Annotated in this window: 15 protein-coding genes and 1 tRNA gene; 11 read left to right on the top strand and 5 right to left on the bottom strand. The window is 64.2% G+C overall.

All coding sequences use genetic code 11. The features are described from left to right. Positions 1-145 precede the first annotated feature (145 nt). Positions 146-1,009, bottom strand: a complete 864-nt coding sequence (locus EN874_RS24980) for a prephenate dehydratase (RefSeq protein ID WP_127427619.1) — start codon at positions 1,007-1,009, stop codon at positions 146-148. Between the two features lie 26 nt (positions 1,010-1,035). Further along, entirely contained in the window at positions 1,036-1,764 is a 729-nt protein-coding gene (locus EN874_RS24975; RefSeq protein WP_127427618.1) for a 3-deoxy-manno-octulosonate cytidylyltransferase, read from the bottom strand. A 192-nt stretch (positions 1,765-1,956) separates the two neighbouring features. Here EN874_RS24975 and EN874_RS24970 point away from each other — a divergent pair, with 192 nt between their 5' ends. The 7 genes from EN874_RS24970 (at position 1,957) to EN874_RS24935 (ending at position 11,783) form a co-directional block, all read left to right on the top strand. After that, positions 1,957-2,631, top strand: a complete 675-nt coding sequence (locus tag EN874_RS24970) for a cytochrome c family protein (RefSeq protein ID WP_127427617.1) — start codon at positions 1,957-1,959, stop codon at positions 2,629-2,631. A gap of 257 nt (positions 2,632-2,888) precedes the next feature. After that, complete coding sequence (locus EN874_RS24965; RefSeq protein ID WP_127427616.1) at positions 2,889-4,787, top strand: extracellular solute-binding protein; 1,899 nt, start codon at positions 2,889-2,891, stop codon at positions 4,785-4,787. Beyond that, positions 4,787-6,664, top strand: a complete 1,878-nt coding sequence (locus EN874_RS24960; RefSeq protein ID WP_245513663.1) for an extracellular solute-binding protein — start codon at positions 4,787-4,789, stop codon at positions 6,662-6,664. Before EN874_RS24965 ends, EN874_RS24960 begins: the two co-directional genes overlap by 1 nt. Positions 6,665-6,943: 279 nt before the next feature. Continuing rightward, a complete protein-coding gene (locus tag EN874_RS24950) occupies positions 6,944-8,038 on the top strand; it encodes a microcin C ABC transporter permease YejB (protein ID WP_127427614.1) in 1,095 nt (364 codons plus the stop codon). After that, positions 8,038-9,177 carry an ABC transporter permease gene (locus EN874_RS24945; protein ID WP_127427613.1) on the top strand — a complete coding sequence of 380 codons (1,140 nt, stop codon included), beginning with the start codon at positions 8,038-8,040 and terminating at the stop codon, positions 9,175-9,177. The genes EN874_RS24950 and EN874_RS24945 overlap by 1 nt, the downstream gene beginning before the upstream one ends. Next, the gene (locus EN874_RS24940; protein ID WP_127427612.1) at positions 9,174-10,802 is read left to right on the top strand and encodes an ABC transporter ATP-binding protein; all 1,629 of its coding nucleotides are present in this window, start codon (positions 9,174-9,176) and stop codon (positions 10,800-10,802) included. Before EN874_RS24945 ends, EN874_RS24940 begins: the two co-directional genes overlap by 4 nt. A 39-nt stretch (positions 10,803-10,841) precedes the next feature. After that, positions 10,842-11,783: a glyoxylate/hydroxypyruvate reductase A gene (locus EN874_RS24935; protein ID WP_126086066.1), complete on the top strand. Its 942-nt coding sequence runs from the start codon at positions 10,842-10,844 to the stop codon at positions 11,781-11,783. Here EN874_RS24935 and EN874_RS24930 read toward each other — a convergent pair. Together EN874_RS24930 and EN874_RS24925 are read right to left on the bottom strand one after the other, a co-directional pair. Next, positions 11,777-12,163: a hypothetical protein gene (locus EN874_RS24930; protein ID WP_127427611.1), complete on the bottom strand. Its 387-nt coding sequence runs from the start codon at positions 12,161-12,163 to the stop codon at positions 11,777-11,779. The genes EN874_RS24935 and EN874_RS24930 overlap by 7 nt on opposite strands. A gap of 128 nt (positions 12,164-12,291) precedes the next feature. Continuing rightward, positions 12,292-13,209: a methyltransferase domain-containing protein gene (locus tag EN874_RS24925; protein WP_127427610.1), complete on the bottom strand. Its 918-nt coding sequence runs from the start codon at positions 13,207-13,209 to the stop codon at positions 12,292-12,294. Positions 13,210-13,316: 107 nt separating this feature from the next. Here EN874_RS24925 and EN874_RS24920 point away from each other — a divergent pair, with 107 nt between their 5' ends. Both EN874_RS24920 and EN874_RS24915 read left to right on the top strand, forming a co-directional pair. Continuing rightward, positions 13,317-14,327, top strand: a complete 1,011-nt coding sequence (locus EN874_RS24920) for a ligase-associated DNA damage response exonuclease (RefSeq protein WP_127427609.1) — start codon at positions 13,317-13,319, stop codon at positions 14,325-14,327. 1 nt (position 14,328) lies between these two features. Continuing rightward, positions 14,329-15,930, top strand: a complete 1,602-nt coding sequence (locus EN874_RS24915; protein WP_127427608.1) for a cisplatin damage response ATP-dependent DNA ligase — start codon at positions 14,329-14,331, stop codon at positions 15,928-15,930. Positions 15,931-15,982: 52 nt separating this feature from the next. Here the strand turns inward: EN874_RS24915 and EN874_RS24910 are convergent, their stop codons facing one another. Then, positions 15,983-17,191: a hypothetical protein gene (locus EN874_RS24910; RefSeq protein WP_127427607.1), complete on the bottom strand. Its 1,209-nt coding sequence runs from the start codon at positions 17,189-17,191 to the stop codon at positions 15,983-15,985. Positions 17,192-17,536: 345 nt separating this feature from the next. Here EN874_RS24910 and EN874_RS24905 point away from each other — a divergent pair. After that, positions 17,537-17,612: transfer RNA gene (locus EN874_RS24905), tRNA-Thr, on the top strand. A gap of 537 nt (positions 17,613-18,149) precedes the next feature. Next, the gene (locus EN874_RS24900; protein WP_127427606.1) at positions 18,150-19,886 is read left to right on the top strand and encodes an adenylate/guanylate cyclase domain-containing protein; all 1,737 of its coding nucleotides are present in this window, start codon (positions 18,150-18,152) and stop codon (positions 19,884-19,886) included. Positions 19,887-20,053: the final 167 nt, after the last annotated feature.

Genomic DNA, 20,053 nt, shown 5'->3' with positions numbered 1-20,053 from the left:
GCGCAGCGGAGCAGAATTCAGGACCGTCGTAACGCGTTGAAGTCGCGGCATGGATCCTCGGGTCTGCGCTGCGTCGCTTCGCTCCTTGCTTCGCCCGTGGATGACGAAGCACGAGCGTCTCGCCTAACCTCGCAGGTGCAGCCAGCTAATCCGCGACCTTCCACTGCTCACGCGAGGCGCTCGCCGGATAGACGCCGAGGATGCGCATCTCGCGCGAGAAGAAGCGCAGTTCGTCGAGCGCCAACTTGACCAGCGGATCGTCGGGGTGGCCCTCGATGTCGGCGTAGAACAGCGTCGCGGTGAAGGCGCCGAGCTGGTAGCTCTCGAGCTTGGTCATGTTGATGCCGTTGGTGGCGAAGCCGCCCATGGCCTTGTAGAGCGCGGCCGGCACGTTGCGGACGCGGAAGATGAAAGTGGTCATCATCCTGGCGTCCGGCGACGGGCGTTCGGCCCATTGCTTGTTCTTGGTCAGCACGACGAAACGGGTAACGTTGGAGTCGGTGTCCTCGACATTCTTCTCGATGATGTCGAGACCGTAGAGCTCGGCGGCGAGCGCCGGCGCGAGCGCGGCCATGGTGCGGTCCTTGACCTCGGATACCATCTTGGCCGAACCCGCCGTGTCGCCGGCGACCACCGGCTTCCAGCCGTTCTTGCGGATGTATTTGCGGCACTGGCCAAGCGCGTGGATGTGGCTGTGCACCGTCTTGATCTCTTCGCGCCTGACGCCGGGCAGCACCATCAATTGGAAGTGGATCGGCAGGAAATACTCGCCGACGATATGCAGGCGCGATTCCGGCAGCAGATGATGGATGTCGGCGACACGGCCCGCGATCGTGTTCTCGATCGGGATCATGGCGAGTTCGGCCTTGCCGGTCTCGACCGCGTTGAAGGCGTCCTCGAAGGTCGGACAGGGCAACGGATCCATCGAAGGGAACATGTTGCGGCAGGCGGTGTCGGAATTGGCGCCCGGCTCGCCCTGGAAGGAGATTCTGTTGGTGTTTTCAGGCATGCGCCGATGTCTCGCTTGCGGATGTCTCAGTTTGAAATGATTTGCCTGGCGCGCTCGAGGTCGCCGGGCGTGTCGACGCCGAGGGGCAGGGAATTGACGATCTCGGCGTCGATGCGCATGCCGGCTTCCAGTGCCCGCAGCTGCTCCAGCCGCTCGCGGCGCTCGAGCGGCGACGGCTTCAGCGCCACGAAGCGCTCAAGCGCGGCGCGGCGGTAGGCGTAGAGGCCGATGTGGTGATAGAGCGGGCCCTCGCCCCACGGCGCCGTGGCGCGCGTGAAATAGAGCGCCTTCAGCCTCGTCGCGGAGAGCGGCGAGCCGACGATCTTGACGACGTTGGGATTGGTCTTTTCCTCGTCGCGCACGATCTCGACGCCGAGCGTGGCGATGTCGACCGAAGGGTCGGCGAACGGCCGCAGCGATGCACCGATGATTTCGGGGTCGATCGTCGGCAGGTCGCCCTGGACATTGACGATCGTTTCGACCTTCTTCTCCGGGTCAAGCGCTGTGAGGGCCTCGAAGATGCGATCGGAGCCCGATTCGTGGTCCGCGCGCGTCATGACGGCCTCGAAGCCGTGCGCCCGCACCGCGTCGGCGACGGCCTCCGTGTCGGTCGCCACCACCACGCGGCCAAGCCCCGCCTCGGCGCCGCGACGGGCGACATGGACGATCATCGGCGCGCCGGCGATGTCGGCCAGCGGCTTGCCCGGCAGGCGCGTCGAGGCCATGCGGGCGGGGATCAGGATCAATGTCGACATGGGACTTCGGGGCGGCCGGGAAAGCGGATGGAAAAGTGGCAAAAGGTCTCACTGGAAGCGCCCTTATAGGTGTTGCAACGCCGAAGCAAAAGACCTAGTTTCCGCGCGATTTGACTGGCCCTCCCGGGCCTTTAGCGATACCGACGGACGGAGTGGACGGGACGGTCCGCCGGAAAAGGGAGCAAGGGGCGTATGGATTCCAACGAAGTCAACAAGCTGCTCGGCGGATTCCTCGGAACCTGCTTCGTCGTCTTTTCCGTGGGCATCGTGTCCAACGCCCTGTTTGCTTCCCCCGCGCCCGAGAAGCCCGGCTTCGCCATCGAGGCCCAGGAGCCGGCCGAAGGCGGTGGCGCAGCCGCCCCGGCCGCCGAAGCCAAGCCGATCGCCGATCTGCTTGCTGCTGCCAATGCCGAGGCGGGCGCCGCCATCTTCAAGAAGTGCCAGGCCTGCCACTCCGGCGAAAAGGGCGGCCCCAACAAGGTCGGTCCGGACCTCTGGGACATCGTCGACCGCCCTGTCGCCGAGCATGAGGGCTTCGCCTATTCCGCCGGCATGAAGGACTTTTCCAAGGGCGGCGCTGAGAAGTGGACCTACGACAACCTCAACCACTTCATCACCTCGCCGAAGAAGTTCGTGAAGGGCACGGCAATGGGCTTCGCCGGCCTGCCGAAGGATGAAGACCGCGCCAACGTGATCGCCTATCTGCGCACGCTGTCGGACAATCCGAAGCCGCTGCCGCAGCCGGGCGCTTCGGCCGAAGCCAAGCCGGCGGAAGGCGCTGCACCCGCCAAGCCTGCCGAAGGAGCGGCACCGGCCAAGCCGGCCGAGGGCACCGCGCCCGCCAAGCCGGCTGCGCCGGCTCAATAAACAATTTGTCATGAAGACACCTTGGAAAAGCCGGGTTCGTCCCGGCTTTTCTGTTAGGAAAGCCGCATATTGGGCGACAAAGACCGCCCCTTGCGGTTTTCACCGGCGTCAAATGATCTAGATTGCCGGTGGGCAGAGCAATTCCAGGAAAAGTGGGACCCGGTTTTCCGTCCGGAATTGCGTCGAAACAAAGCGAAGGAGCGGTCGTCGTTTTCGTAAAACGATGAACGCTCCAGAGCTCGCGACGAGGAGAACGCATGACGGTTGGCCGCTCCCGGACACTTTTCCCATCGACGACACTTTTCGCATCGATGCTGGCGTTCGTCCTTGCAGCCAGTTTGCCGGCCGGTGCCGCCGACGAATGGCACACCTCCTCCTCGCTGATCGGCCCTTCCAAATACGGCGAGAATTTCCAGCGCTACGACTACGTCAATCCGGATGCGCCGAAGGGCGGCACCTACAACTCCGTGGTTACCGGCACTTTCGACAGCTTCAACCCTTATATCGTGCAGGGATCGCCGGCCGCCGGCTTCGCGCAGTTCGGCGGCGGGCTGCTCTACGACACGCTGATGGAACAGGCACAGGACGAAGGCAGCGTCAGCCACCCGCTGATCGCCGAGGCCTACAAATACCCTGCGGACTACTCCTCGGCGACCTACCGGCTCGACCCGCGCGCCAAATGGCACGACGGCCAGCCGATCACCGTCGACGACGTGGTCTGGTCGTTCCAGGTGCTCAAGACCAACAGCCCGATGTACAACCGCTATTTCGAGAATGTGACCGAAGCGGTCGCCCTCTCGGACAGCGAGGTCGAGTTCCATTTCAACCAGAAGGGCAATCGGGAACTGCCGAAGATCATCGGCGACTTGGTCGTGCTGCCGAAGCACTGGTGGGAGGGCACCGACGCCAGCGGCAAGAAGCGCGACGTCACCAAGCCGACGCTGGAGCCGCCGCTGGGCTCGGCCGCCTACAAGATCGCCAGCTTCAAGCCTGGCTCGGAGATCGTCTGGCAGCGCGTGCCCGACTACTGGGGCGCCAAGCTGCCGGTGAAGGTCGGCCGCGAGAATTTCGACACCCAGCGCTTCACCTACATCCTGGACGACAATGCCTCCTGGCAGGCCTTCACCAAGGGCGGGCTCGACGACATCAAGCCGGAAAACAGCTCGCGGCGCTGGGCGACGGCCTACAACTTTCCGGCGGTGGGCGCCGGAGACGTGGTCAAAAAGGAATTCAAGACAACCTCGCCCGAGCCGATGCAGGCTTTCGTGCTCAACCAGCGGCGGCCGCTGTTCCAGGATCGGCTGGTGCGCGCCGCGCTGACCTATCCGTTCGACTTCGAAACGATGAACCGGACGCTGTTCTACAATTCGAACACGCGCACCCACAGCTATTTCGGGGGTACGGAACTGGCGTCGAGCGGGCTGCCGCAAGGCAAGGAGCTCGAAATCCTGGAGAAATATCGCGACAAGCTGCCGCCGGAGTTGTTCACACAGGAATTCAAGCTACCGGTCTACGATTCACCGCAAGCCGAACGCAAATATCTGAAGCAGGCTGTCGACCTCTTTGCCAAGGCAGGCTGGGTGATCAAGGACGGCAAGATGGTGAACGCCAAGACCGGCGCGCCGTTCAAGTTCGAAATACTCGGCTCGAACGACACCGACCAGGTCATCGCCAGTCCCTGGATCGCCAACCTGCGCAAGATCGGCGTCGACGCGACGTTGCGGATCATCGACCAGACGCAGTACATCAACCGCGTCAACAATTTCGACTACGACGCCATCACCAGCATACTCCAGCAATCGGAATCGCCAGGGAACGAGCAGCGCGACTTCTGGAGCTCGAAGGCGGCGGACTCGCCGGGATCGCGCAACTATTCCGGCATCAAGAACCCGGTCGTCGACGCGCTGATCGACCGCATCATCTTCGCCACCGACCGCGACGAGCTGGTCGCTGCCACCCATGCGCTCGATCGGGTGCTGTTGTGGAACTACTACACCGTGCCGCAATACTACCGCGCGGTGGTTTGGCTTGCCTATTGGAACAAGTTCGGCATGCCGGAAAAGCAGCCCAGCTACCGCGGCGCCGATATCGATTCCTGGTGGATCGACACGGCGAAGGAAAAGGCGCTTGCCGCCAAGTATAAGGGCCTTCATTGATGGGGCGGCAGACAATGCTCCCTCGTCGCGACTTCCTGGCGCTCGGCGCGGCAGCAGCGGCCGCATCGCTGCTCCCCGGCCGCGCCTTTGCCGAGACGCCGACCGGCGTCAAACTGCATGGCCTGTCGGCTTTCGGCGACCTCAAATACAAGCCCGATTTTGCGCATTTCGACTACGTCAATCCGGACGCGCCGAAGGGCGGCCAGATGAATTTCGCGCCACCGAACGCCACCTTGAATCAGAGTTTTCTGACCTTCAACACGTTGAATTCCCTGGTGCTGAAAGGCGATTCGCCACCGCGCACGGAACTCTGCTTCGATTCGCTGATGACAAGCGCACTCGACGAACCGGACGCGATGTATGGCGTGCTTGCCGAGTCAGTTACCTTGTCGCAAGACCGCAACGGCTTCCGCTTCAGCCTGCGACCGCAAGCGCGATTCCACGATGGCACACCTCTGACCGCCGAGGACGTCGCCTTCGCATTGAAGCTGTACAAGGACCAGGGCCATCCAAACCTGTCCAAGGCGTTGCGCTATATGACGGAGGCGGTTGCCGTCGATGCCGTCACCCTCAACCTCACCTTCAACGGCGAACAATCCGCGCAGAACATTCTTACGGTCGTCGGAATGCCGATCGTGTCCAAAGCCTTTTATACGGCCAATGACTTCGATGCCTCGACGATGACACCGCCGCTCGGTTCGGGACCATACAAGATGGGGCACGTCGTGGCTGGACAGACCGTCGAGTATGACCGCGTCGCCGACTATTGGGGCCGCGATCTGGCCGTGAACCGCGGCCTTAACAATTTCGATCGCATTCGTATCGACTTCTACCTCGATCGCCAGGCGGCGTTCGAGGCCTTCAAAAAGGGCGACACGCATTTTCGCGAGGAATTTACCTCGCGGGTTTGGGCAACCGGTTATGATTTTCCGGCGCTCAAGGATGGCAGGGTCGTCAAACGGGAGTTTCCCGGCGAGAAGACGCCGGACATGCAGGCCGTCGCGCTTAACCAGCGCCGTCCGCAGTTCCGCGATGTGCGCGTGAGACTGGCGATTGCCAATTGCTTCGACTTCGAATGGAGCAAGCGCGTGCTGTTTTTTGGTTCTTACGAGCGTTCGCAATCGAATTTCGAACGCTCGGACTACAAGGCTCAGGGCCTACCCTCGGCCCAGGAACTGGCCCTGCTGGAACCGTTTCGAGCCGAACTGCCGCCAGAAACTTTCGCCGAACCGGTCATGCAACCTATATCCGATGGTTCGGGCCGCGACCGCAAACTGCTCGGCAAGGCTTCAAAACTGCTCGCCGAAGCCGGCTGGAAGCGGGCGGGCGATTTCGTGGTCAATGAAAAGGGAGAGCGACTGCGCGTGGAAATGCTGGCCGAAGACGATGGCATCGTCCGTCTCTTCACCAAATGGTTCGAGAATATGAAGGCGATCGGGATCGACGCGTCGATCCGGCAGGTCGATTCGACACAATATGAAGAGCGGCAGAGCGATTTCGACTTCGATTTCAACCTGCTCCATTGGTCTATCGGGGCAACGCCCACTGCCGATGGACTGGAGATGCTCTACGACTCCCGAATGGCGAATACACCGGGGCAGCGCAACTATCCGGGTACCGAAAGCAAGGCCATCGACGCGCTGATCGTGGCGGCGGGCAAGGCAAAAAGCCGAACAGAACTCGTCACGGCGCTTAGGGCGCTCGACCGGGTCTTGCGCGCACGGCTAGACTGGATTCCAACATATTATCTCGCGAATCACCGCGTCGCCTATTGGGACATGTTCGGTTTTCCCGATCAGAAACCCGATTTCGGCTTTCCGGTCGAAACGGCGTGGTGGTTCGACATGGGCAAGGCGGCAAAAATTGGCAAAGGGTGAATTTCTTGCGAGCGTTGGCGCCGCCGCTCACCTGCCTGCCGGCATCCTCTCCCCGTATAGTGACGGGGAGAGGGGGGCCTTCATCAATGGTTGCGCCAATCACAAGCGTCGCAATCAAAGCGCAGAGATTGCGGCCGGCCCCTTTCTCCCCGTCTCTATACGGGGAGAAATGTCCGGCAGGACATTGAGGGGCGGCGCCGGCGTCGACAATTGGTCTGAAGCGACTGCCTTGGGGACATCTTCAGATACGGCGGCCCTGCTCAAGAAGGACAATGCCTGATGGGCGCCTACATCCTGCGCCGCATTCTTCTGATGATCCCGACGCTGTTCGGCATCATGGCGATCTCCTTCGCGGTCATCCAGTTCGCGCCGGGCGGCCCGGTCGAGCAGGTCATCGCCAGGCTGACCAACCAGGGCGGCACCGACCGCCTCGGCGGCGGCGGTGGCGATGCCGGCGCCAGCAATCTGGATGTCGCCGGCGACGTCAGCTCGAAATATCGCGGCGCGCAGGGGCTGGACCCTGAATTCATCAAGAAGCTCGAAAAGCAGTTCGGCTTCGACAAGCCGCCGCTCGAGCGCTTCGGCATGATGTTGTGGAACTATAGCCGCTTCGATTTCGGCGACAGCTATTTCCGCGATATCTCGGTGCTCGACCTGATCCTGGAAAAGATGCCGGTGTCGATCTCGATCGGGCTGTGGATCACGCTTCTGTCCTACCTGATCTCGATCCCCCTCGGCATCCGCAAGGCGGTGCAGGACGGCTCGACCTTCGATGTCTGGACGAGCGGCATCGTCATTGTCGGCTACGCCATCCCCGGCTTCCTGTTCGGCATCCTTTTGATGGTGCTGTTTGCCGGCGGCTCGTTCTGGGATTGGTTCCCGCTGCGCGGCATCGTTTCAGACAATTGGGACCAGTTGTCCTGGCCGGACAAGATCATCGACTATTTCTGGCACATGACCCTGCCGCTGACCGCACTTGTGCTGTCGGCCTTCGCCACGACGACGCTTTTGACCAAGAACTCCTTCCTTGAAGAAATCCGCAAGCAATATGTGGTGACGGCGAGGGCCAAGGGCCTTTCGGAACGCAAGGTGCTTTACGGCCATGTCTTCCGCAACGCCATGCTGATTGTCATAGCCGGCTTTCCCGGCGCCTTCATCTCGGCCTTCTTCACCGGCTCGCTGCTGATCGAGAACATCTTCTCGCTCGACGGCCTCGGCCTGCTCGGCTTCAAATCGGTGATCGACCGCGACTATCCGGTGGTCTTTGCCAATCTCTATATCTTCTCGCTGCTCGGCCTGTTCGTCGGCCTGCTGTCGGACCTGATCTACACCTGGGTCGATCCGCGCATCGATTTCGAGCGGAGAGACATCTGATGGCGGTAGCCTCGGCCGAAACCAAGCCGGCCCGCGCCGCCCGGCCGCGGCTCTCGCCGCTCAACCAGCGGCGGCTGCAGAATTTCAAGGCGAACCGGCGCGGCTACTGGTCGCTGTGGATCTTCCTCATCCTGTTCGTGCTGTCGCTGTTTTCCGAGCTGATCGCCAACGACAAGCCGATCATCGCTTCCTACAAGGGCGAGATCCTGTTTCCGGTGCTGGTCGCCTATCCGGAAGAGAAGTTCGGCGGCTTCTATGCCGTCACCGATTATCGCGATCCGGTCATCCAGGACGAGATCAACGCCAATGGCTGGATGATCTGGCCGCCGGTGCGCTACTCCTACCAGACGGTCAACAACGCCATCCCCGAAGCGGCGCCCGCCAAGCCGTCCTGGCTCTACGACAGGAAGGCGCGCTGCAGCCAGTATCCGCAAGGCGAGGCCGATCCCAATTGCGTCGTCGGCAACTGGAACTGGCTGGGCACCGACGACCAAGCGCGCGACGTCCTGGCGCGCGTGCTCTACGGCTTCCGCATCTCGGTGCTGTTCGGGCTGATCCTGACGCTGGGCTCGTCGCTGATCGGCGTCGCGGCGGGCGCCGTGCAAGGCTATTTCGGCGGCTGGACGGACCTTCTGTTCCAGCGCTTCATCGAGATCTGGTCGGCGATCCCGGTGCTCTACCTCCTGCTCATCGTCTCGGCGATCCTGCCGCCCGGCTTCTTCATCCTGCTCGGCCTGATGCTGCTGTTCTCCTGGGTGGCGCTGGTCGGCGTGGTGCGCGCCGAGTTCCTGCGCGCGCGCAACTTCGAATATGTCAACGCGGCGCGCGCGCTCGGCGTGCCCAACCTCACCATCATGTTCCGCCATCTTCTGCCCAACGCCATGGTGGCGACGCTGACCTTCCTGCCCTTCCTGCTCTCGGGCTCGATCTCGACGCTGACCTCGCTCGACTATCTCGGCTTCGGCCTGCCGCCCGGCTCCGCCTCGCTCGGCGAACTGCTGAAGCAGGCGCAGCGCAATCTCAACGCGCCGTGGCTCGGCATCTCCGGCTTCATCGTGATCTCGCTGATGCTGTCGCTGCTGGTGTTCATCGGCGAGGCGACGCGCGACGCCTTCGATCCGCGCAAGACGTTCAAATGAGCGAAGCCCTGCTTTCCGTCCGCGATCTGAGCGTCGCCTTCGCGCAAGGCGGCAGCCAGTCGGTTGCCGTCGACCACATCTCCTTCGCTATCGCCAAGGGCGAGACGCTGGCGCTGGTCGGCGAGTCCGGATCGGGCAAGTCGGTCTCGGCGCTCTCGGTGCTGAAGCTCCTGCCCTACCCCGCGGCCAGCCATCCCTCGGGAAAGATCCTGTTCCACGGCGCCGATCTGCTCGGGGCCAACGAAAAGACCTTGCGCGGCGTGCGCGGCAACAAGATCACCATGATCTTCCAGGAGCCGATGACCTCGCTCAATCCGCTGCACACGATCGAGCAGCAGATCGTCGAGGTGCTGAAACTGCACCAGGGGCTGGGCGACCGACAGGCGCGGGCGCGGGTGCTGGAACTGCTCGCCGAGGTCGGCATACGCGATCCGCAGAAGCGTCTCGACGCCTATCCGCACCAGCTCTCGGGCGGCCAGCGGCAGCGCGTCATGATCGCCATGGCCTTGGCCAACGAGCCGGAACTGCTGATCGCCGACGAACCGACGACGGCGCTCGACGTCACCGTGCAGGCGCAGATCCTCGAACTGCTGGCCGACCTGAAAAGCCGCAAGGGCATGTCGATGCTCTTCATCACCCACGATCTCGGCATCGTGCGGAAGATCGCCGATCGCGTCTGCGTGATGACCAAGGGCAAAATAGTCGAGACCGGACCCACCAAGGAGATCTTCGCCAACCCGCAGCACGCCTACACCAAGCACCTGTTGGCCGCCGAACCGAAGGGCAAGCCGCCGGCGGCCAATGCCGATGCCAAGGCGGTGATGACCGGCAAGGACATCAAGGTCTGGTTTCCGATCAAGCGCGGCTTCTTCCGTCGCACCGTCGACCACGTGAAGGCGGTGGACGGCATCGACGTCACGGTGCGCGCCGGCCAGACGCTCGGCGTCGTCGGCGAATCCGGCTCCGGCAAGACGACGCTTGGCCTGGCCCTGGCGAGGATGATCTCCTCGACGGGCGCGATCAACTTCGACGGGCGCGACATCAATCAGCTGTCCTTCAGCGCCATGCGGCCGCTGCGGCGCGAGCTGCAGATCGTCTTCCAGGATCCGTTCGGATCCTTGAGCCCGCGCATGTCGGTCGCTGAGATCATCGAGGAAGGGCTGAAGATCCACGCGCCGAAACTCTCGCCCGACGAGCGCGACGACAAGGTCGTCGAGGTGCTGAAGGAGGTCGGGCTCGATCCCGAGACGCGCCACCGCTATCCGCATGAATTCTCGGGCGGCCAGCGCCAGCGCGTCGCGATCGCGCGGGCCATGGTGCTCAATCCGCGCTTCGTCATGCTCGACGAGCCGACCTCGGCGCTCGACATGAGCGTGCAGGCGCAGGTCGTCGACCTATTGCGCAACCTGCAAGCCAGGCACAACCTCGCCTATCTCTTCATCAGCCACGACCTGAAGGTCATCCGGGCCCTTGCCAATGACGTGATCGTCATGCGCAATGGGCAGGTTGTCGAGGCCGGCCCGTCCGAACGGATTTTCGGCAGCCCGCAGACCGACTATACAAGGGCGCTGATCTCGGCCGCCTTCCGGATCGAAACGGCACCGACCGGCGTGGTCAGCCAGTAGGCTTGCCCGGACTTCAATAACAGGGAAGAAAATCCGCCAATGGAAAAAGGCAAAATCCTGCTTGCCCTCACCGGCTTTCACCCGCAGCGCTGGCGCGAGCTGCTCGCGGTCGAGCGCGAGGTGGTGCTGGAGCCGGACGGCCCCAAAGATCCTTCGATCGCCTATGCGGTGGTGTGGAAGCAGAAACCCAATCTCTTGTCGTCGCTGCCCAATCTGCGCGCCATCTTCTCGATCGGCGCCGGAGTCGACCACATCTTCGCCGACCCAGGCCTGCCCGACGTGCCGATCATCAGGATCGTCGCCGACAATCTCACCCAGCACATGACCGAATATGTCGTCTGGCGGGTGCTCGACCACCATCGCCAGAGCAGGCACTACCGGGCGCAGCAGCAGAAGAAGATCTGGCGCGAGCTGCCGCAGCGCCCGGCGGAAGACATCTCCGTCGGCATCATGGGCCTCGGCAATCTCGGCCGCGCGGCCGCCTCGGTGCTGCTCTCGCTTGGCTTCGCCGTGAACGGCTGGTCACGCACCGAGCGGCCGATGAAGGGCGTTTCGACCTATTCCGGCGAAGCGGGGCTGATCCCGTTCCTCAACGCCACCGACATCCTGGTGGTGCTGCTGCCGCTGACCTCCAACACGCATGGCATCATCAACTACGGCGTGCTGAAGGAATTGCGCCGGCGCAACGGCCTTGGCGGCGCGGTGCTGATCAATGCCGGGCGCGGGCGGCTGCAGAAGGACGCCGACGTCCTGCGGGCGCTGGACGACGGCACGCTGAAGGAAGCGAGCCTCGACGTGTTCGAGGTCGAGCCGCTGCCGAAGACGAGCCCGCTGTGGAGCCATCCGAAGGTGTTCGTGACGCCGCACGCGGCGGCGACCTCTGATCCGGCCCATCTGGTGCCGATCATGCTTCGGCAGATGGATGCCTTCGAGCGCGGCGAAAAGCTGGAAAACCTGGTGGACCGCGAAGCGGGCTACTGAGCTGGCGAAGACGGCTTCGAGCCGGGCAGCGCGAACTTGTCCTTCTTCTTCGGCTTGCCGCAGTCACGGCGCTCGATCGACCGGCTCATGGCGTCGATCTCGCCGCTCGCCTTGTCGGCGTCGCGCTGCGCCTTCGAGCGCATGTCCGGCGTGAACGGGCCGAAGCCCATCGCCGGATTCGAAAAACTCGGCTTGGCGGTGATCGGCAGGTTGTTTTGCTGCGCCACCTGATTGCGCTGCGCCAACAATTGGTCGCAAGGCACATCGTCATATTGCAGCGAGGATTGCACGGCCTCGTCCTGGCGTTCGGCCATCGAGGTGCCGCCGACGCAGCCCGCCACCATCAGGCAAGACGCCAACACAACCATGTTGAAGCGCATGGTATCCCTCCGTGCTGTATCCGCCCAAGCATAACCCCGACCATGCGATTCGGGCTTTTTCGCGAGCAGCGATTCTGGCGTTCTCGCAGGATCGATAGAAACGTTGGCAGGACAGAGGGGTGTGAAGATCACGGCTTTGACGATTTCTCGGCCACGACGCCGAGGCCATCGACAGGCTCGCTCCGATCCTGGCGGATGACGGTTGGATCGAGCGACCGGACGGAGAACCCGCAGGCGGCGAGGACGCGCCGCACATAGGCCTCGGAATGCGCGTAGCGCCGCGACGGCAGCAAGGCGAAGTCATCGCCGCCGGCAGTGGTCTCCACCGAGAACGCGAACATGCCGTCATCCACGAGCGTATCGGCGACCGCCCCGACAAGGCGTTCGAGCGCGCCGATATAGATGAGCACGTCGGCGGCGACCACGAGGTCGGCTTTCGGGCCAGCATAAGAGAAATGCTGGAGATCGGCCCTGGAGAGCTGGTCGTAGATGCCTTTGGCGCGCGCCTTCCGCAACATGCCGGCCGAGATGTCGTAGCCTTCCAGCCGCTCCACGATCGGCCGCAGCCTTTCGCCCATCAGGCCGGTGCCGCAGCCGAGGTCGAGGGCCAGCCTGAAGCGACCCGACCTGGCCAGGCGAATGGCCCGGTCGAGGACATCCGGCATCCGGTAGCCGAGCGTCCCGACCAGCGCTTCCTCGAACCCGTCGGCATAATGATCGAACAGGGTCTCGACGAACGCGCCGGGCGGAGCGGCTGCCGCCGGCGCATGGCCGATCAATTGCAGCTTGAGCGAAGCGCCCAGCCGGTCCGCGGGATCGAGCTTCAGCGCCATCGTCCACGCTTGTGCGGCCTGGTCAAGGAAGCCTGCCGCTTCCTGCATCTCGCCGAGGCGAAACCACCCGGCCGCCCATTGCGGCGCCAGCTCCAGCGCGCCGAGCAAAAGCTCCGCCGCCTGCGCGGGCTCGCCGGAGGCCAGCAGCATCTCGGCGAAGTCGGCGCGGCGGTCGGCGTTCAAGTCGCCGGACGAGGCCTGAAGCGGTTTCATGGTTGAAGGATCCGACCGGCAAGGCGAACCGGCGACCGGCTGTAGGATGAGTCAGCAGTCTCTTGCAACAGGCTTCCCGAGAGGAATTTAGCCATTATCTTGGAGCGATGCGCGCCAGCGACCTGCTCAAACCGCGACCTGAGGGCCTCTACTGCCCGCCAGGCGATTTCTTCATCGATCCGGTGCGGCCGGTGGGTCGCGCGCTGATCACGCACGGCCATTCCGACCACGCGCGCTCCGGCCACCGCTCGGTGCTTGCGACGCAGCAAACGCTGGACATCATGGGCTTGCGCTATGGCGAGGATTTTGCCGGGACGACCCAGGCGGCCGTCCTCGGCGAGACGACCGACATCAACGGCGTCGCCGTCACCTTCCATCCGGCCGGCCATGTGCTGGGCTCGGCGCAGATCGCCGTCGAGCACCAGGGCATGCGCATCGTCGCCTCCGGCGACTACAAGCGCCAGAAGGACGCCACCTGCCTGCCCTTCGAGCCGGTCCTGTGCGATGTCTTCATCACCGAGGCGACCTTCGGCCTGCCGGTGTTCCGGCATCCGCCTGACCATGAGGAAATCGCGCGTATGCTCAAATCGGCGGCGCAGTTCCCGGAACGCTCGCACCTGATCGGCGCCTATGCGCTCGGCAAGGCGCAGCGCGTCATGCGGCTGCTGCGCGACGCCGGCTACGACAGGCCGATCTACATCCACGGCGCGCTGGCCAAGCTCAGCGAGTATTACCAGAGCCAGGGGATCGATCTCGGCGACCTTGAACCCGGGACCGTGGAAAGCGGCGGCAAGGCCGATTTCACCGGGGCCGTCGTCGTCGGGCCGCCTGCGGCCTTCGCCGACCGCTGGGCACGGCGTTTCCCCGATCCGATCTCCTGCTTCGCGTCAGGCTGGATGCGCATCCGCCAGCGCGCCAAGCAAGGCGGCGTCGAGCTGCCGCTGATCATTTCCGACCATGCCGACTGGGATGAGCTCACCGTTACGATCAAGGAGACACAAGCCGAGGAGATCTGGGTGACGCATGGCCGCGAGGAAGCGCTGGTGCGCTGGTGCGAGCTGGAGGGCATAGCGGCAAGGCCACTGCACCTTGTGGGGTACGAGGACGAGGGCGATTGAGATGAACCGTTTCGCCGAGCTCCTCGACCGGCTGGTGCTGACGCCGTCGCGCAACGGCAAGCTGACGCTGCTCACCGATTATTTCCGCAGCGTCGAGGATCCCGACCGCGGGCTGGCGCTGGCGGCGATCACCGGCGATCTGTCGATCGCGGCGGTGAAGCCGGCGATGCTGCGCGCGCTGGTCACCGACCGCATGGACCCGGTGCTGTTCGGCTATTCCTACGACTATGTCGGCGACCTCGCCGAGACGGTGTCGCTGGTGTGGCCGCAGTCGGCCGGCCATATCCCGAACCATGCGCCGACGCTGGCCGAGGTGGTCGGCAAGCTGCAGGCGGCGAGCCGCTCTGACGGGCCGCGAGTGCTTGCCAGGCTGCTCGACAGCGCCAGCATCTCGGCGCGCTTCGCCATCATCAAGCTGGTGACCGGCGGCTTGCGCATCGGCGTTTCGGCGCGGCTCGCCAAGCAGGCGCTGGCCGATCTCGGCCAAGCCGACGTCGCCGAGATCGAGGAGCTCTGGCACGGGCTGACGCCGCCCTACATCGAGCTTTTCGCGTGGCTGGAAGGACGGGCGGAAAAACCGAGGAGCGTGGCGCTCGCCCTGTTCCGGCCGGTGATGCTCTCCAATGCGGTCGACGACGGCGACCTGGAAAAGCTCGATCCGGCCGACTACGCCGCGGAGTGGAAGTGGGATGGCATCCGCGTGCAGGCGGTGTGCGAAGGCGGCATCCGGCGGCTTTATTCGCGCACCGGCGACGATGTTTCGGGTGCCTTTCCAGACCTTGCCGCCGCGATGGATTTCGAGGCGGCGCTCGATGGCGAGCTTTTGGTCGGCGATCCGCGTGAGGCGACCGGAACCTTTTCCGACCTGCAGCAGCGGCTGAACCGCAAGAGCGTGTCGGCAAAAATCCAGCAACAATATCCGGCCTTCATGCGCTGCTACGACGCGCTGCAGATCAACGGCGAGGATTTGCGCGGCCTTCCCTTCGCAGAGCGCCGAAGCCGGCTCGAAGCCTTCGTCAAGACGCTCGATCCCAGCCGCTTCGACCTCTCGCCGCTGGTCGAATTTCCGGATTGGCAGGCGCTGGAGCGGCTGCGACAGGCGCCGCCCCATCCGATCATCGAAGGGGTGATGCTGAAGCGCTGGGATTCGCCCTATCTCGCCGGCCGGCCGAAGGGCCCCTGGTTCAAGTGGAAGCGCGATCCGCACACGGTCGACGCGGTGCTGATGTATGCGCAGCGCGGCCACGGCAAGCGCTCGAGCTTCTACTCCGACTACACGTTCGGCGTCTGGGCCGGACCGGAGGGCTCGGAAGAGCTGGTGCCGGTCGGCAAGGCCTATTTCGGCTTCACCGACGAGGAGCTGCGGCAGATCGACAAATATGTCCGCGACAACACGATCGAGCGTTTTGGGCCGGTGCGCTCGGTGCGCGCCGACCGCAACAACGGCCTGGTCCTGGAAGTGGCCTTCGAAGGCCTCAACCGCTCGACGCGCCACAAATCGGGGGTGGCGATGCGCTTTCCCCGCATCTCGCGGCTGCGCTGGGACAAGCCGGCCGCCGAGGCCGACCGCATCGAGACGCTGCAGGCGCTGCTCGACAGTTAGACAATCCGACTCAGGCGCTTCACCCCACCCACGCCCGCGTCGAGGGGCGAGGTCACTCCGCGATCGAGACGCGGATCTCGTAAATGTCGACCGACTTGCCCTGCTTGTCGAAGTCGGAATTGACGGCGATGGTGCCGGCAGCACCCGGATGCTTGGCCGGGAACTGCACGTCGAACAGGTATTCGTTGCGCTCGTGGCCGACGGCATAGCGCTTGCGGCCGCAATCGCCGAGCTCGCCGAAATTGCAGTCGACCGAGATCTGCGTCTCCTTGCCTTCTTCCGAACGGGCGATGATGTCGAACATGGCATGCTTGCCGGCGAGCTTTTCCAGCACGCCTTGCCCGACGTCGAAGGCAATCGCCGAGCCGGACGCGCCGGAGCGGATGCGCAGGAACTGGCCGGTGTCGTCCTTCATCACGTCGGCGCCGGCGTCCGAAGGCGTGCTGACATGAGTTGGGTCGGCGGGCGAAAAGACGTTGATCCAGTTCTTCGACTGGTCGGCCTCGCCTGGCTTTTGCGGCGACCCGGTTTCGCCCTCCGGCTGTGAGGATTCCTCGTCTTCCAACGTCGGGGTGGGCTCCGGCGGACCGGTGTTGAGCTCGGCCGCCGTCTTGAAGACGCCGGTCTGCTTCGCGAAATAGAGGCCGATGCCCGCGGCCGCAACGAGCGTCGCCACGACGAAGATGGCGGTGAGCGGCAGGCGCCGTCCCCGGATACGCCGCTCATCGCGGTCCGGCGCCACTTCGGCGCCGTTGCCGACGGAGGCTCCGGGAGAATCATCGAGGCTCGGCGCGTTGGGAAGCGCCTCGTCCGGCATGATGTCGGGCACGCGGGGCAGGACGCGCGAACGCGGGGCATCCGAAGCGTCGGGCTGCACCGGCCCGTCGATAGTGATCGACGGCGACGGCACCCCCTGGGCCGGAGCCTGCCGCGGCGCGTCCACCGACGGCGCCGGAGACCGGGCCGGCGTGTCCACCGACGGCGCCGGCGCGGCATCGCCGGCGGGCGCACCGTTCTCGGACGGGAGCATGACGTCCGGGATGGCCTGGACGGCCGGCAGGAATTCGGATTCGATCTCGGCGATCTTGGCCTGCACCGCCTTGCGGCGGTTGATGGCGGCCTCCACCGTCACATTCGGATTGGCCTGCAGGACGCGATCCAGCGCGGCAAAGGCCGAGCGATAGACCTTCTCGCGAAACACCCTGTCCTCGGCATTGCCTTTCTCGAAGGCGTTGCGGATCGCTTTCTCGATGGCGTCCAAGCGAGCTCCCTCTGCGCGTTCGCTCACAGTTATCGATCGTTAGCCGCAGGCGGCCAGTCAATCAACGGGCGAGCGGCTGCCTTGCCGACGCATCCAAAGCCCATTTCGGCGTTTTTTGTTGAAGAATCAACATTTTTGTCGCGCCCGCCGGATCGGCCTCGGCGAACGAACGCCAGCCCGCCGGCGGCCGCCAAGCCGCGCCGGCAGGGCGCCGGCGGCTGTCGCACGGCGGCAACCGACCGGAACTGCCGCGTACGGGCGCAGGATTTCACTGCCAGCCATCTTGAATTAGCTGACGGTTGAGTCTATCAACCGGCGCATCTTGGAAGCCCAGCAGCTTCCCGGGCCGCTTTAGCTCAGTTGGTAGAGCACATCATTCGTAATGATGGGGTCGCGTGTTCGAGTCACGCAAGCGGCACCAGTTTATTCCTAAAAGCGCTTTATTTCCAATACCATACTCATATTGGGTGGATTCACCATAAACCATCCAGGATCGCCTCGAGCGGACCGGCGTCGGACGGCCGCATTGCGCCACTTGCCGACCTACAGCGTTTCACCGTTTCACGGAAACGGCGAACCGCTCTATCTCTTTGTTTTTACGCAATTCCGGACGGAGGGCTGCGGCGAAATCGCCGAGCCTAACCATTTCACACTTTTCCTGGAATTGCTCTAAGCACCTCCGAGCGCGAACGTCTGGCGTAATGCCGGATACAAAAGCAGCACCACGGTGGCGTCAACCGGTTACACAGGGCAGGGAATATCCCCAGCCTTCCGGAAGTGGCGTCTCAGCGTCCCGGAGGCTGATAGCCAAATCTCGTGAAGGCAAGGTCAAGCTGCTCTCCGTTCCTGCGACGGGCGGAGACTGGGAGAGATGGATACCATGCGCGTGGCGCGTCTGGACGTTGGCAGGACATGGACGCGGGGCGGCCCGCGTGCAGGCGCTTGGCTGAGCAGTGCGATGACCACGCAGCGCCACCTCGCAGCGATCCTGGCTTGCGACGTGGTCGGCTATTCGCGCCTGATGGAGCGCGACGAGCGCGGCACGCTCGAGCGGCTGAAGACCTACCGCAAGGACGTCCTCGAACCGCTGGTCTCCGAGAACCAGGGCCGGATCGTCAAGCTCACCGGCGACGGCATGCTCTGCGAGTTCGCGAGCGTCGTCAACGCGGTGACCTCGGCGATGGCGATCCAGCAGGCTTTCGCGGAACACGAGGCGGAGACGCCGGAGGAAGAGCGGATCCGCTTGCGCATCGGCGTCAATCTCGGCGATGTGGTCTGCGAGGAGGACGGCGACCTCTACGGCGACGGGGTCAACATCGCCGCCCGCCTCGAAAGCGTCGCCGATCCCGGCACCGTGGTCGTCTCGGGCACCGCCTACGACCACCTTCAGGGCAAGCTCGACTTCGGCTTCACGCCGCTCGGCGAACTGCGCCTCAAGAACATCGAGCGGCCCGTGCGCGCCTACCGCGTCGAGACCGACGCCAGCGCTGCACCGCCTCCCCTGCCCGAGAAACCCTCGATCGCGGTTCTGCCTTTCACCAACATGAGCGGTGACCCCGACCAGGAATACTTCGCCGACGGGCTGGTGGAGGACATCATCACCGGATTGAGCCGGGTGAACTCGTTCTTCGTGATCGCCCGCAACTCGTCCTTCACCTACAAGGGCCGGGCGGTGGACCTGCGCCAGGTCGGGCGCGAGCTGGGCGTCCGCTACGTGCTCGAAGGCAGCATCCGCAGAGCCGGATCGCGGGTGCGCATCAGTGGGCAGCTGGTGGACGCAATCAGCGGACACCATGTCTGGACCGACCGCTTCGAGGGCGACGTGAGCGACATCTTCGACCTGCAGGACAAGGTAACCGAGAGCGTCGTCGGCGCTGTCGAGCCGAGCATCCGGCTGGAGGAGATCAAGCAGGCGCGCATGAAGCCGACCGACTACATCAGCGCCTACGACCTCTACCTTCGCGCGCTGCCGCGCTTCTACAGCATGACGCGCGAAGGCTTTGCCGACGTGCGCCGGCTCACCAACGAGGCGCTCAGCATCGACCCTGGCTTCAACCTGGCGAAGGCACTCGGCGCCTATATCCGCAGCCTGTCCGTGAGCCAGTGCTGGCACGAGCCCGACGATATGCGGGTCGCCGCGCGCATGGCGAGCGAGGTCCTGGCGGAAGCGCGCGACGACCCCACCAGCCTGCGCTTCGCCGCGCAGGTGATCGCCTATAGCGCCAGGGACTACGAGATGGCGCTGGGCACGATCGAACGGTCCCTGCTGCTCAACCCCAATTCGGCGCAGGGCCATACCGGCAGCGGCTGGGTGAACGCGCATTCCAGCCGCCCGCTCGCGGCGATCGAGCACTTTCACAGGGCAATGCGGCTTAGCCCGGTGGACCCCGAGAAGGGCATCGCGCTCTCCGGCATCGGTATGAGCTACCTGATGCTCGAGCGCTACGAGGAAGCGCTGTCATGGGGAGAACGCGCGCTGCACGAGATGCCGAACTACGGCTCCTCGCACCGGGTGGTGATCATGGCGCTGGTCAAACTCAACCGGCTGGAGGAGGCACAGGCCGCGGCGCGGCGGCTGATGGAGGCTTTCCCGACCTTCTCGCTCACCCTGCAGAGACAGATCAACCCTTGGCTGGACAAGGTGTTCGCCGAGCGTTACGTCGAGGCCCTGGGCATCGCCGGCGTGCCGGAGTGATCGTCGCGGCTGCAGAGACGCTCCTCGTTGCGCGTCACATGCGGCCAGGCAATCTCCGTGCACAGGGGTTCGCGCTGAATTCCCGACCGCCAAGGATCCTCTCCTTGCCGGTCGGGACCTGAGGTGTCGGGCTAGCGTTCGCGCCCATTCTGCAAATATCTCACTCT

Source organism: Mesorhizobium sp. M1D.F.Ca.ET.231.01.1.1 (assembly GCF_003999155.2).
Classification (GTDB): Bacteria; Pseudomonadota; Alphaproteobacteria; order Rhizobiales; family Rhizobiaceae; genus Mesorhizobium.
Note: the sequence above shows the minus strand (reverse complement) of the source record. Positions and strands in the feature narration are given on the sequence as shown.